This is a genomic window from Nocardioides hwasunensis, from assembly GCF_014779665.1.
GTDB lineage: Bacteria > Actinomycetota > Actinomycetes > Propionibacteriales > Nocardioidaceae > Nocardioides > Nocardioides hwasunensis.
Genome location: NZ_JACXYY010000008.1, coordinates 86,581 through 99,742, shown reverse-complemented (window position 1 = coordinate 99,742; position 13,162 = coordinate 86,581). Strand labels below are relative to the sequence as shown.

Annotated in this window: 13 protein-coding genes and 1 tRNA gene; 3 read left to right on the top strand and 11 right to left on the bottom strand. The window is 71.3% G+C overall.

The window, feature by feature from the left end; translation table 11 throughout:
* Window position 1 precedes the first annotated feature (1 nt).
* The 6 genes from IEZ25_RS18395 to IEZ25_RS18370 all read right to left on the bottom strand — a co-directional run bounded on the left by IEZ25_RS18395 (window position 2) and on the right by IEZ25_RS18370 (window position 4,868).
* Window positions 2-676: an HAD family hydrolase gene (locus tag IEZ25_RS18395; protein WP_191200925.1), complete on the bottom strand. Its 675-nt coding sequence runs from the start codon at window positions 674-676 to the stop codon at window positions 2-4.
* Window positions 673-1,311 (bottom strand): DUF2461 domain-containing protein, encoded by a 639-nt coding sequence (locus IEZ25_RS18390; RefSeq protein ID WP_191200924.1) that lies wholly within the window; start codon window positions 1,309-1,311, stop codon window positions 673-675. Before IEZ25_RS18390 ends, IEZ25_RS18395 begins: the two co-directional genes overlap by 4 nt.
* 10 nt (window positions 1,312-1,321) lie before the next feature.
* On the bottom strand, window positions 1,322-2,431 hold the full coding sequence (locus IEZ25_RS18385) for a hypothetical protein (protein ID WP_191200923.1): 1,110 nt from the start codon (window positions 2,429-2,431) through the stop codon (window positions 1,322-1,324).
* Window position 2,432: 1 nt separating this feature from the next.
* Window positions 2,433-3,689 (bottom strand): hypothetical protein, encoded by a 1,257-nt coding sequence (locus IEZ25_RS18380; protein WP_191200922.1) that lies wholly within the window; start codon window positions 3,687-3,689, stop codon window positions 2,433-2,435.
* A 287-nt stretch (window positions 3,690-3,976) separates the two neighbouring features.
* A tRNA-Gly gene (locus IEZ25_RS18375) sits at window positions 3,977-4,052 on the bottom strand.
* 42 nt (window positions 4,053-4,094) lie between these two features.
* Complete coding sequence (locus tag IEZ25_RS18370; protein ID WP_318152321.1) at window positions 4,095-4,868, bottom strand: SGNH/GDSL hydrolase family protein; 774 nt, start codon at window positions 4,866-4,868, stop codon at window positions 4,095-4,097.
* A gap of 100 nt (window positions 4,869-4,968) precedes the next feature.
* Between IEZ25_RS18370 and dcd the strand changes: the two genes are divergently transcribed.
* Together dcd and IEZ25_RS18360 are read left to right on the top strand one after the other, a co-directional pair.
* Window positions 4,969-5,544 (top strand): dCTP deaminase, encoded by a 576-nt coding sequence (dcd, locus tag IEZ25_RS18365; RefSeq protein ID WP_191200920.1) that lies wholly within the window; start codon window positions 4,969-4,971, stop codon window positions 5,542-5,544.
* Window positions 5,545-5,699: 155 nt separating this feature from the next.
* The gene (locus tag IEZ25_RS18360) at window positions 5,700-6,638 is read left to right on the top strand and encodes a siderophore-interacting protein (protein ID WP_224749275.1); all 939 of its coding nucleotides are present in this window, start codon (window positions 5,700-5,702) and stop codon (window positions 6,636-6,638) included.
* Between the two features lie 135 nt (window positions 6,639-6,773).
* On the opposite strand, the gene IEZ25_RS18355 is transcribed toward IEZ25_RS18360, so the two are convergent.
* From IEZ25_RS18355 to IEZ25_RS18335, 5 genes are all read right to left on the bottom strand, one after another.
* Window positions 6,774-7,622, bottom strand: a complete 849-nt coding sequence (locus tag IEZ25_RS18355; RefSeq protein WP_191200919.1) for a DUF4097 family beta strand repeat-containing protein — start codon at window positions 7,620-7,622, stop codon at window positions 6,774-6,776.
* Between the two features lie 97 nt (window positions 7,623-7,719).
* A complete protein-coding gene (locus tag IEZ25_RS18350) occupies window positions 7,720-8,265 on the bottom strand; it encodes a toxin-antitoxin system HicB family antitoxin (protein WP_191200918.1) in 546 nt (181 codons plus the stop codon).
* Window positions 8,266-8,449: 184 nt separating this feature from the next.
* On the bottom strand, window positions 8,450-12,004 hold the full coding sequence (locus IEZ25_RS18345) for a heterodisulfide reductase-related iron-sulfur binding cluster (protein ID WP_318152320.1): 3,555 nt from the start codon (window positions 12,002-12,004) through the stop codon (window positions 8,450-8,452).
* A 93-nt stretch (window positions 12,005-12,097) separates the two neighbouring features.
* A complete protein-coding gene (locus IEZ25_RS18340) occupies window positions 12,098-12,397 on the bottom strand; it encodes a hypothetical protein (RefSeq protein WP_191200917.1) in 300 nt (99 codons plus the stop codon).
* Window positions 12,394-12,714 carry a WXG100 family type VII secretion target gene (locus IEZ25_RS18335; RefSeq protein WP_191200916.1) on the bottom strand — a complete coding sequence of 107 codons (321 nt, stop codon included), beginning with the start codon at window positions 12,712-12,714 and terminating at the stop codon, window positions 12,394-12,396. The genes IEZ25_RS18340 and IEZ25_RS18335 overlap by 4 nt, the downstream gene beginning before the upstream one ends.
* Window positions 12,715-12,838: 124 nt before the next feature.
* On the opposite strand from IEZ25_RS18335, the gene IEZ25_RS18330 reads away from it, so the two are divergent.
* Window positions 12,839-13,162, top strand: coding sequence for a WXG100 family type VII secretion target (locus IEZ25_RS18330; protein WP_191200915.1), 324 nt, complete (start codon window positions 12,839-12,841; stop codon window positions 13,160-13,162).

The following is a 13,162-nucleotide window of genomic DNA, read 5'->3' as shown; positions in this document are numbered from 1 at the left end:
CCTACAGGCGCGCGATCACGCCGGCCAGGTCCGCGGCGTCCTGCACCTCGTGCGGGGGCCGCGGACCTGTCGCGTCCACGACGTGCCCGGGTCGCGCGAGCCGCACCGCGGTGATGCCGGCCTCGAGCGCACCGCGTACGTCCCGCGCGGAGGCGGCGACGTGCACGAGCGGCTCCGGCGCGACGGCCGTCACCGCACGGGTGTAGATCTCCGGGCTCGGCTTGAAGGCGCCGAGGCGCTGCGAGCTGAGCACCAGGTCGGGGTCGACGAGGGCGTGGGCACGGGTGAGCCGGGCGAGGTCGTCGTCGACGTTGGAGAGCAGCCCGACCGCCGTCACGTGTCCGATCGCTTCGACCGCGGCGACACCCGCCTCGACGTCGGGCCACAGCGGCCAGTCGGGGACCGTCTCATGCAGGCGGACGAGGTCGGCCGGCGCGAGCGCGGCGTCGAGGCCGAGGTCGGCGTACGCCGCGACGAGGGCGGCGCGAGAGACGTCCCGGAACGTCGTCGGCGCTCGCGCGTCGCGCTGGAGCGCCTTGTTGTGGTCGTCCCAGGCGTCGTAAAGCTCCGTGCCGGACTGGCTCCAGCCGCGCTCGGCCGCGATGCCGGAGAACGTGCGTCCGGCCCCGCTGCGGGTGTCGGTGAGCGCGCTGAACAGGTCGAAGGTGACGATCACGGCCGCTCGACCTCGACGGCCTGCAACCAGCTCACCAGGGGCTTGAGTGAGCGCCAGTCCTCGCGGACCCGGTCGACGAGACCGGCGCCGATCGCGTCGGCCTCGAAGCCGTAGGAGCGGCCGACGAAGAGCTGCTTGTGCCGCAGCAGGTGGATGCGCGGATGGTCGGTGTCGTAGCCGCGGGGCGAGGTCTTGAGCTGGTCGCCGCCGACCTCGAAGCCGTCCTTCTCGAGCCGCCTCAGCAGTCGGTCGAGCGCCTTGCCGGTCTTGTCGTCGGCCATCGCCTCACGGATCGCGGCGAGCCGTCGGCCGTCCGCGTCGTAGAAGCCGGCGCCGACGCGGGTGCCGCGCGGGGCGATCTCGAAGTACCAGCCGGTCGCCGGCCCCGCGGCGACGAACGCACCCTGGTGGGTCTTGTAGGGCGTCTTGTCCTTCGCGAACCGCACGTCGCGGTAGGGGCGGAAGACCTTCGGGGCGCCGAACTCCGGCTCGAGCTCGGCCATCAGCGCCTTCATCGGCGCGGCGACCGACTCCTGGTAGACGGCCTTGTGCGCCTCCCAGAAGGACTTGGTGTTGTCCATCTCGAGGTCGTCGTAGAAGTCGAGCGCAGCGACGGGGAATCCGGTGAAGCTCACCCCTCGAACGTTAGGCGACGGGCGCCCACACCTGCTCGTCACCCTCGTCGCCGAAGGACGAGAGCGTGACGACGCCGCCGGCGCAGGCCGGCTCGCCGAGGAAGGCGTTGCCGGTGGAGGCGGACTCGTAGGCGATCTCCAGGGTGTGGTCGGCCGTCCAGCGCATCAGGCGGGCCGGCTCGTCGCCCCCCTGGGGGTCGCGGACGAAGAAGACCGAGTCGCCGCACGGCGTCAGGGTGCCGGTGGTGCCGGGCCCGAGGTCGAGGTAGGCGCCGTAGGCGGAGGCGTAGAAGTGGGCCTCCTCCTGGCGGCGCGGCTTCGCGACCTCCGACCAGACGTAGCCGTCGTACGCCGCTGCGACGTCCCACCCGAGGCAGTCGGTCGGTCCGTCGACCGGCTGCGGCACACCGGCGTCGTCGAGGAGGTTCACCGTGCGGCAGGCGACCGGGCGGGCGTCGTCGAAGGTCATGATCCCGACGCCCAGCTCGCTGGCGGTGAGGCCCGAGAAGCCGGACCTCGCCGGCGCGCACCAGCCGTCCTCGCCGTTGCTGTCGGCCAGCGCGGAGGTGGCCAGGCAGTAGGCCCGGTCGTCGCCGAAGGTCGGGTAGTAGAGGTCGCCGCCGGTGAGCGCCCACGAGCCGCCGCTGGCCGCCGGTGGTGTGACGACCGTGCCCTGCTCGCCGGTCGCCAGGTCGACGGTCGCGACCTCGCTGGGCTCCGTCTCGGCCTCGTCCTGGCGCACGACGACCGCCCAGTCCTCGCTCATCAGGACCTCGGAGACCGTGCGGCCGCTGCCGGCGTCGATGGTGACGGTCCGATCACCGTCGGTCAGCGCGACCTTCGTGCGGTCCGCGCCGGACCTCGCCTCCCACGCCGGGCCCTTCACCAGGGGGGCGCCCGCCTCCGCGCCGGTGTCCTGCCACGTCAGGAGCGCCTCGGCCGGCTCGACCACGGTCGGGTCGTCGCGGGGGCCGCCGGATGCTCCGCCCGTGGGGTCGCTCGTCGCGTCGCTCGAGCTGCTCGACGGACTGCCGCGGTCGGGTCCGGGCGTGGCGTCGTCGGTGCCGCAGGCGGCCAGCGTGACCAGCAGCGCCAGCGCGATCGTCGTACGTATCTGCATGTCAGACCCCGACGTTGTGCTGGAAGTGGGCCTGGTTGGCGCGGTAGGAGCGGTAGGCGTTGCGCCACTGGACGCGGCCGATCCGCGGCTCGCTGGGGTCGAACTTCGACTGGTCCCACGGCTCGAAGTAGCCGAGCTGGGGGTTGCCCTTCGGGTTCTGGTCGAAGCCGCGGCCGACCTGGAAGTGGCCGCTCGCATCGTCGTCGAGGTAGGGGTAGTACTGCTTGAGCAGTACCGGGTGGAGCACGACGGGCGCCCGGTAGTCGTGGATGTGGCGCATCATCAGGCGGTACCACTGCTTGAACGTGAAGTCGCTGATGTCGAGCACGACGTAGGGGCCGGCGCGGTCCTCGTCGGCGTAGTGCGTCTGGTTGTTGACCACGCGCACCATGTCGGTGATCGCGGTGCCGGCCGTCGTCGTGCCGAGGCGGCGGGCCCAGTAGGACTGGTTCTTCCGCGTCTTCTGCGAGCTCCATCCGATGGCCTGCATCGCGGCCGGGCCGCACCACCAGGTCTCGTTCTGCGCGAGCGCGCGCTCCTCCTCGAGGATGGAGAACCTGCGGGGGTACTTCTGGCCGAAGCCGCCTCTCGCGTCGACCTCGCTGACGCCGAGGTCGAGCTCGGGGTGCCTGGCGGTGAAGCCCGCGGGGAGGTCGACGCCCTGGATCTCGTGGCGCAGCAGCCACACCTTGCCCACGGCCTGCGCCGCTGCGGTGAGCTCGGCGCGGTCGGCGTCGGCCCGCTCGGCAGGAGTGCGGGCGCTCGCGCGGGCCAGCAGGCCGTCGGCGTCGAGGTCGCCGGTGCTCTCCCGTCCGGCCGTCGGCCTGGCGTCGAGGCGCGCCGCGAGTGCGCCGCGGGACTGCTGGGTCCAGCCGAACCCGAGGCAGTAGCGCTGGCCCTCGAACCTCGCGCACCGCACGGACGCGCGCGCCGTCGCCGTACGTCCCCGGGCGCGGTCGAGCGCGACCCCCTCGGCCACCACGCGATCGATCTCCGCGTGCATCGCGCGCGTCACCCGGCCGCGGCCGACGGTGGCCATCGTGGACCCGGACGTCAGCGGCGCGTCGGACCTCTCGGCGGTCGGCGCGAACGCCTCCTGCTCGTCGTCACCGCCGCTCGGCAGGAGCGGGGCTGCGCCGAGGGTCAGGACGAGCGCGGCGGTCGCGATCGTGGCCGGGTGGCGCCAGAGCGGGCGCTCGGTGGCGCCGCCGGAGATCTGGTGCGCGAGGGCACGCGGCAGTCGGGGAAGGGCAGGCATGGGGAGGGAACCTCGATCCGAGAAACAACAATCGCCTCACTGTCCTCGTTGTCCCCACAAGACGCAAGTGCCCCAACCGTCACGAGCGGGAGGGGTGGACCCGTGCCCGCCTCGCGGTAGTCCGCATCAGATTTCCGGGGGAACCGAGTCCAGCACCCGAGCTTTGATGCGGACTATCTGGCCGGCGTCGCGCTCGGCGCGTACGTCACACGTGGAGCGGATGACGAGATTCGAGCTCGCGACATCGATGGTGGGCAGAGCGTCGCGCTCGGCGCGTTCGTCACACGTGGAGCGGATGACGAGATTCGAACTCGCGACATCGACCTTGGGAAGGTCGCGCTCTACCAGCTGAGCTACATCCGCAGAGCCGTCCGGGGACGGCGGGCCGAACGATACCGGATGGTGCTACCAGACCTCGGAGGAGATACCGGAGAGACGGGGGCGCTTGGCGGAGACGGTGTCGCCCGACGAGCGGCCGGTGAGACGGCGGTGGACCCACGGCACCAGGAACTCACGCGTCCACTGCGCGTTGGCGCGCCACTGGTCGCGACGGCCGAGGACGGGCAGCGGGTCGATGGCCACGGGCTCGAGGCCGTGGTCGACGCCGAGCTCCTCGAGCACGGCGCGCGCGATGTAGGAGTGGCCGAAGGCGTTGAGGTGCATGCGGTCGGCGTCCATGGCGGCATCGATCTCCACCTCGCGCATCCGCCACATGTCGACGAGCGTCACGTCGTGGCGGTCGGCGATCTCGCGGACCCACTCGTTGAAGAGGGCCATCCGGCCGCGGACGGGGCCGTAGATCCCGCTGCCGCCCGGGTCGTAGACGGTGAACATGACCACGCGCGCCCCGGTCGCCGAGAGGCGCGCGATCGCGTCGTCGTAGGTCCGTGCGAGGGCATCGACGTCGACGCGCGGGCGGAGCACGTCGTTGCCGCCGCCGTGAATGGTGATGAGGTCCGGCTCGAGCGCGATCGCGGCGTCGAGCTGCTCGGCGACGATGGGGCCGAGCTTGCGGCCGCGGATCGCGAGGTTGGCATAGCCGAAGTCGTCGGTCTGCTGGGCGAGGACCTCGGCGACGCGGTCGGCCCAGCCCCGCAACCCGTTGGGGCGCGAGGGGTCGGGGTCGCCGACGCCCTCGGTGAAGGAGTCGCCCAGGGCGACGTAGCGGTGGAAGGTCACCGGGACATTGTGGCGTCCTCGGTTTCGACACGGGCGCCAGGGCGCCCTGCTCAACCAGCGGGCAACCCCGTCGGGGGGAAAGGCCGCTAGGGTCGGCCGCGTGCTGCTCTCCGATCGCGACATCACCGCTGAGATCGACGCCGGCCGGATCGCGCTGGAGCCGTGGGACCCGCAGATGATGCAGCCCTCGAGCGTCGACGTACGCCTCGACCGGTTCTTCCGGGTCTTCGAGAACCACCGCTACCCGCACATCGACCCGGCGGCCGACCAGTCCGAGCTGACCCGTGAGGTGGAGCCGGAGGGCGACGAGCCGTTCATCCTGCATCCGGGGGAGTTCGTGCTCGGCTCGACGTACGAGGTGGTGTCGCTGCCCGACGACATCGCGGCGCGGGTCGAGGGGAAGTCGTCCCTGGGTCGGCTCGGCCTGCTGACGCACGCGACGGCCGGCTTCGTCGACCCCGGGTTCTCCGGCCACGTGACCCTCGAGCTCGCCAATGTCGCGACCCTGCCGATCAAGCTCTACCCGGGCATGAAGATCGGCCAGTTCTGCTTCTTCCGGCTCTCCTCGCCGAGCGAGCACCCCTACGGCTCGGAGAAGTACGGCTCGCGCTACCAGGGGCAGCGCGGGCCGACGCCGAGCCGGTCGTTCCAGGGGTTCCACCGCACGCAGATCTGACGTCGACGCCTGGTGCTGACCCGTGAGTCGCCCACGGCTGTTCGGTATGGTTAGGCTTGCCTAAGTCAATGTGACTGACCCGGGTCGGCGTCCTCGGGTCCTCTGGGGGGAGGCCTGGGGACGCCGGCTCGCCCGAACTCGCCCAGGAGTGGCAAATGACCGTGACCACCGACGTCCTGCCGATGATCTTCACCGAGGTCGAGGTGGTCTCCGTCGAGCGCCTGACCCCGACCTTCCTCCGCGTCGGGCTCGGCAGCCCTGAGCTCGCGGACTTCGGCGTCGACGGCCCGCGCTACGACCAGCGGATCAAGCTGATCTTCCCCGACCCGGTGACGGGCGGCATCACCTCCACCGAGGGAGCCGACGGGTCGTGGTTCACCACGTGGCTCGAGCAGCCGACCGAGCAGCGCGGCCACATGCGCACCTACACGATCCGCGACGTCCGCGGCACCGGCGAGCAGACCACGCTCGTCGTCGACATCGTGCTCCACCTCGAGGGAGACCTCGTCGGCCCAGGCTCGACCTGGGCGTCGACGGCCGCCATCGGGGACCGCCTCGTGGTGCTCGCGCCGCGCCGCGGCCACGTCTACGGAGGCATCGAGTTCGCCCCGGCGCCGGGCGCGGAGCTGTTGCTGGTGGGCGACGAGACGGCGGTGCCGGCCGTGTGCACCGTCCTCGAGCAGCTCCCCGCCGACGCCCGCGGAACGGCCTTCTTGGAGGTGCCGGTCGCGGCGGACGTCCAGGACGTACGACGTCCGGCCGGCGTCGAGGTCGTGTGGCTGGCCCGCGAGGGTGCCGAGCTCGGACGCGAGCTGCACGACGCGGTGGTCGCGCACCTGGGGATCCCGGGCGCCGAGGTGGAGGTCGGCGAGGACGAGGTCGACCCCGACCTGTGGGAGACGCCGTCCCACTCCTCCTCGGGCGAGGCGGTGGCCGGCGACGCGGTGGGCACCGGCGGCACCTACGCCTGGATCGCGGGCGAGTCGAAGGTGGTGACCGGCTTGCGCCGACACCTGGTCAACGAGCTCGGGTTCGACCGCGGCCGGGTGGCCTTCATGGGCTACTGGCGCCGCGGCGTCGCCATGAAGTCCTGAGGTGCTGGTTCAGCTGCGGCGCTTCGGCGCGCGCGGGGAGTAGCGGACGCGCTCGGCGATGCGGTGACGGGCGATGAGCTCGAGGGCGGTGAGGGACTCGTACATGGCGGTGCTCCTTGTCTCGTGTGCTTCGCGTCAGTTCTGGTGGAGGGTGACGTCGCCCGAGGCCGTGGTGGCACGGACCTCGAGGTAGGGCTGGCCGGGGGCGGGCTCGCCGGTGCTCGGCAGGTCGGAGGAGAGCCGGCCGCTGGCGGTGCGGACGTCGGTCCACACGGGCAGCCCGGGACGTACGCCGATGCGCACGTCGCCGCTCGCGGTCTTGGCCGTGATGCGACCCGCTGCCGCGTCGCCGATGACGAGGTCGCCGGAGCCGGTCGTGAAGACGGCCTCGCCCGCCATCGCACGGACCTCGGCGTCGCCCGACCCGGTCTTGATGGCCAGCTCGTCGCCGGAGGCCTCGATGCGTACGTCGCCGCTGCCGGTCGTGACGAGAAGGGACGAGTCGGCGCGCCGGACGACGACGTCGCCCGAGCCGGTCTTGACCAGGCCGCTGCCCGCGAGCAGCTCGGCGGTGACGTCACCCGAGCCGGACTTGACCGCTGTCTCGCCGTCGACCACGTCGAGCGAGACGTCGCCCGAGCCGGAGTCGACACGCGTGTCGCCGAGGCGACCGTGGGCGGCCACGTCGCTGCTGCCGACCTTGGCCTCGAGACCACTGGCGACCGGCACCCCGACGACGATCTCGGTGCGCGAGTCCTTGCCGAAGATCCCGCCGTTGCGGTGCGGGGCGAGGATCGCGACGCGCGCCCGGCCGGGCCCGTCGACCAGGTGGCGTACGTCGTACTCCTCGGCGCGCGGGCCGGTGATCCGAACGGTGGTCTCGGTCGTGTCGCTGGCGGTGACGACGACGCTCCCGCGGCCGTTCTCGACGTAGAGGTCGATCGGTTCCGGGGTGGCGAACGCGTGGTCCACGTGGGTGCTCATCTGGTCTCCTGAGGGTGTGTTCGTCCGACGGGCCGGCCGGTGCCGTTCCGCTGGGATGGTGCTGGCGGTGGGTGGTCGGGCGCTCAGGCCCGGCGGGTCAGATCCAGCCGTTCATCCGACGGCTGTTGTTCTGCTTGCGGCTGGCGGCGAACGGGTCGTAGCCGACGAACGGCACGCTGCTGAGGTCGATGTCGACGTTGATCGAGTGCTCGTTGGTGGCGCTGCGCACGAGGCCGACCATCCAGGTGTTGAGGCTCTGGCCGGCGGCTGCCGCCTTCTCCTCGGCACGGGCCTTGACGGCCTCGGGGATGCGGAGCGTGATCCGGGCCAGGTCGCCGTCGTCCTCCTCGGGTGCTGCCGGCGGGGCCGGCGGCGGGGGAGGTGCCGGGACCGCGGTCGGCGGGGCGACCTCGACGACGAAGTCGAGCTCGCGACCGACCAGGCGCACGTCGACGCTGCCCTCGGGCAGCTCGGCGGTGATCTCGGCGGCCGCGTGGGAGATGGCCTCCATGAGCGCGAGCCGGGCACTCGGGTCGAGCGCGTAGGCCAGTCGCTCCGCGGCCTGCTTCAGCTCGTCGCTGCCGGCCTCCGCCGCAGCGACCAGGTCACGGCGCAGGGTGTCGACGTACGGGGTGATGTCCATGTGCACCACTCTGACATCACGATGATGTCATGTCAACGCCCTCGTGATGTCACGCAGCGCCGGGGTGATGTCAGCGCGCGCTGTAACGCCGGGTTGTTGGCTGTTCCACCCCTGATGCAGCGGGGTGGGTAGAGCAACTAACCCGGCGTTACAGCGGTGCCGAGGGTGGGCGGGGCGGCGCGACTCAGAGGTCGAACAGCGACCCGGAGCCGCTGATGTCGACGTCGGTCTTCGGAGTGTGGGTCGGGCCGTCCGAGGTGGTAGCCGGTTCGGGTGACGCGCTCTCGGAGGCCGTCTCCTCAGGTGTCGCCTCGGCCGGCTCCTCGGCGTCACCGCTGGCCTCGGCCCGGTCGGAGAACGTCGCCGCCTGGCTCAGGTCGGCGCCGCTCGGAGGCGCACCGGCTGGCGCCGCCTCGGCCTCGACCTCTGTTGTGGGCTCGGGCTCGACGGCCGCCGGCTCCGACGGGGCGGACGCCTCCGCGGCGGGCGCCTCGATGTCGAACAGCGACCCGACGCCCGCGATGTCGACGTCGGTGCTCGGCGCCGACGTCGTAGCGGTGGCCGCGGGTGCGGCAGGAGCCGGCTCGTCCTCGACGACGTCCGTCTCGGGGGCCTGCTCGGGGGCCTGCTCGGCTGGCTCCTGAGCGGTCGAGTCGCTGGGAGACTCACGCTGCTGCGGCTCCGCCGCGGGCTCCGGCGTGGCGATGTCGAAGAGCGACCCGACGCTGGCGAGGTCCGTCGCGGGCGCCGGTGCGGCGGGCTCGGTCCGGGGCGAGTCGCTGGGGGACTCGACGTCCTCGGCGGGCTCACTCCCGGTTGAGTCGCTGGGAGACTCGACCTCGAGGGCCGGCTCGGGGGCGGCGATGTCGAAGAGCGATCCACCACCACCCAGGTCGACCGCGGGCTTCTCGGGGGCCGGGTCGGGAGTGGCCTCCTTCGCCGCGGGGGCCGCCTCCGGCTTCGGGGCGGCGGGAGCATCGGGCTCGGGCGTGCTGATGTCGAAGAGCGACCCACCGCCACCGAGGTCCGTCGCGGGCTTCTCGGCGGGCTTCGCAGACGGCGCTTCGGGCTGCGGTGCCTCGGCCTGCGGTGACTTCGGCTGGTCGGCAGGCACGTCGAAGAGCGATCCCCCGGAGGCGGGCTCGGTGGTCTTGTCCTCAGGGGCTGCGGTGGCCGGGGCCGGAGCAGGCGTGTCGAACAGCGATCCCCCGGAGGCGGGTTCGGGCTTCGTGTCCTCCGCGGGTGCGGGAGCGGGTGCGGCAGCAGGCGCCGGAGCGTCGAACAGCGACCCGCCCGACTCGGCCGGGGTGTCGAAGAGCGACGACCCTCCGGAGGCCTTCGCGGCGGGCCCGGCGTCGGCGGTCTCGGTGACCGTGTCCTCGGTGATCGTGACGTCGCCGGTCTCGGGCTCGTCCTTGGTGGCCACGTCGGTCGTGGCGGCCGCGGTGGCCGGTGCGGCGGCACCCCGGGCGGGCGCGGAGGACGGTGCGGCCTTGGTCGCCTGCTCGCCCTTGACCGACGCGAGCAGCATCTGGGCGACGTCGAGGACCTCGACCTCCTCGCGCGCCTCGCCCGCGGCCTGCTGGGCGGTGAGCCCGTCGGCGAGCATCACGCGGCAGAACGGGCAGCCCACCGCGATCTGGTCGGCGCCGGTCCCGACGGCCTCGCGGGTGCGGTTGACGTTGATCCGCTCGCCGAGGTTCTCCTCCATCCACATCCGCGCGCCGCCGGCGCCGCAGCAGAAGGACCGCTCGGAGTTGCGCTCCATCTCCACGAACTCGGCGCCGGGGAGCACCTGGAGCAGCTCGCGCGGCGGCTCGTAGACCTGGTTGTGGCGGCCGAGGTAGCACGGGTCGTGGTAGGTGATCGAGCGCTTCGCGGCGCCCGCGCCGTCCTTGACCGGCGTCAGCCTGCCCTCGCGCACGAGGCGGTTGAGCAGCTGCGTGTGGTGCACGACCTCGAGCTCGATGCCGAAGTCCTTGTACTCGTTCTTGAGCGTGTTGAAGCAGTGGGCGCAGGTCGAGACGACCTTCTTGACCTTGTACTCCTGGAAGGTCTCCACGTTCTGCTGGGCCAGGCCCTGGAAGACGAACTCGTTGCCGGCGCGCCGGGCCGGGTCACCGGTGCAGGTCTCGCCGTTGCCGAGCACGCCGAAGGAGATCCCGGCGAGGTCGAGCAGCTCGGCGACCGCACGGGTGGTCTTCTTCGCGCGGTCCTCGTACGCGCCCGCGCAGCCCACCCAGAACAGCCAGTCGACCGACTCCAGCGACTCCAGGTCCTCCCCGACCACCGGGACGTCGAAGTCGAGGCCCTTGGCCCAGTCCATCCGCGCGGACGCGGACATGTTCCACGGGTTGCCCTTGTTCTCCAGTCCCTTGAAGAGCTGGTTGAGCTCGGCGGGGAAGTTGGACTCCACCAGCAGCTGGTAGCGCCGCATGTCCATGATGTGGTCGACGTGCTCGATGTCGACGGGGCACTGCTGGACGCACGCGCCGCACGACGTGCAGCTCCACAGGACGTCCTCGTCGATGACGAAGTCGCCGTCGGCAGGGTTGTAGAAGTAGTCCAGGACGTCGGTGCCGCTGCCGGCGCTCTCGCCCTTCGAGCCGACGCCCACGAGCTGACGCTCGGCGTGAGCCTCGTCGCCGTCTGCCTTGGCGTACGCGTGGTCGCGCAGCGCGGTGATGAGCAGCTTGGGCGAGAGGGGCTTCTCGGTGTTCCAGGCCGGGCACTGCGACTGGCAGCGGCCGCACTCGGTGCAGGTGGTGAAGTCGAGGATGCCCTTCCACGAGAAGTCCTCGATCGAGCCGGTGCCGAGCACGGACTCCTCGTCGAGGTCGTCGATGTCGTCGAGGGTGATCGGCTTGCCGGCCGAGGTCAGCGGCTTCATGGCGCCGAGCGCGGTGCCGCCGTCGTCCTCGCGCTTGAAGTAGATGTTGAACCAGGCGGTGAAGCGGTGCCACGCGATGCCCATGGTGATGTTGCGGGCGATCACCATCAGCCAGATCATCGCGAGGGCGATCTTGAAGGCCGCGATGAAGTAGATGATGTTCTCGAGGGTGGAGGCGTCGTTGGTGTAGAGCGCGTCGCCGATCCACGACGCGACCGGGTAGTGGCTGCGCCCGGCGTCCTCGTCGAGCTTCCACTCGGCGGCCCGGACGAAGAGGATGGCCGAGCCCTCGAGCAGCGCGAGCGCCTCGACGAAGTAGGCCTGCCAGAAGTTGGAGCCGTAGAAGCGGCTGCGCCGGCCCTTGGTGCGCGGGTGGTTCCGCTGCCGCACGAGGATGAGATAGACGATGCCGACGGTGCTCAGCAGGCCGATGAGCTCGCTGAACCACTCGTAGGGATACCAGTGGCCGATGAGCGGCCAGGCGAACGACGGTGAGAACAGCTGGAAGTACGCCGCCAGCACGGCGGTGCTGAGGAACAGGAACGCCGCGTAGACGAACCAGTGCATGATGCCGACCCAGTGCCACTGGAGCATCCGCGTGTGGAGGAAGGTCTCCTTGAGCATCGTGGTCGCACGACCGGCCGGGTTGCCGGTGCGGCCGGGAGCGGGCTGGCCGGCCCGGATCACGCCCAGCATCCGACGTACGGCCGGCACCAGCAGGGCGACGGCGGCGACGGTCAGTGCGAACGAGACGACGATCGCGAAGATCTGCATGAAGGGCTGCTCCTCAGTCGGGGCGTACGAGCCGGAGCATATGACCGTCATGCGCGCGGACGGCAGGGCTCCCACGAGTGAGAAGGATCCTACCCGTAGGTAACATCCCCCCGATGGGTGATCGCCGGGCCGAGGTCGCCGCGGTCACCATCCCGCGACGGGGTGCGATCAGTTCGAGATCGCGACGTTCTCGACCTCGATCTCGCGAGCGTCCTCGCGGTAGGTCGCCGCCTTCGTCCGCACCTGGTCGAGCGCGTCGGTCAGGCTCTTGACGCCGTCGCGGAGCCTCTGCTGGTAGTCCAGGTGGGCGAGGTGGGACTCGCTGGTCTCGTCCCAGCCCGGGGTGAGCCGCTCCGCCTCCTGGAGGAGCCGGTCGATCTGCTCGGTGATCTTCGTGGTCGCGTCGCCGAGCGCGGTCTCCATGCTCGACAGTGCGCCCTGGTGGACGACGACGCCGCGCTCGCTCATCGGGGACCGCCGCCGAGGCGGTCGGCGAGCTGCCCGGCGCGGACGGCCTGCTCGGTGTCGTTGGTCGCATGCTCCTGGGCGAGGTACGTCAGGTTCTGCGAGTAGCCCTCGAGGATGGGACGCAGGGTGACGGCGACGTTGAACCACTCGTTGATCGCCTGCCCGAACCCGACGGCCGCCTGGCCCTTGAAGCCCTTGCCGGCCTCGGTCTCGATCGTGGCGGCGAGCTCGCGCAGCGTCTGCTGGAGCGGGTCGACCGCGTCGGCAGCGGCCTGGGCGGCTGCCTGCATCTCGGAATAGACGAGTCCGACGGCCACGGGCCGCTCCCTTCGGTCGAGCACTGATGCCGGCCTCCTACCCCCGGAAGCGGGGGTTCACACGCGTGATTTCTGCCGGGTCACCATCGGTTTGAGCGGGCGCCGCGCGGGGAACCCCACAGCCATGCCGTCCTACGACTACGAAGTCGACCTCGAGAGCATGGGCAAGGCCGCCCAGGGCCTCAACGACACCGTGAAGCTCTTCAAGGACAAGGACGTCGAGGACCTCGTGCCCAGCCGTGACGACGTGGGCAGCGACGTGGTCTGGGACGCGCTCGACGAGTTCCAGGGGCGCTGGGAGGAGGGCATGAACAACCTCTGCAAGGACGTCGAGGAGATGTCGGGACGCCTCGGCAAGATCGCGATGAACTACTTCGAGACCGACAAGGCGGGCGGCGAGGCCTTCACCTCCCTGATGGGCACGATCACCGCGGTCAAGGTGATGTGA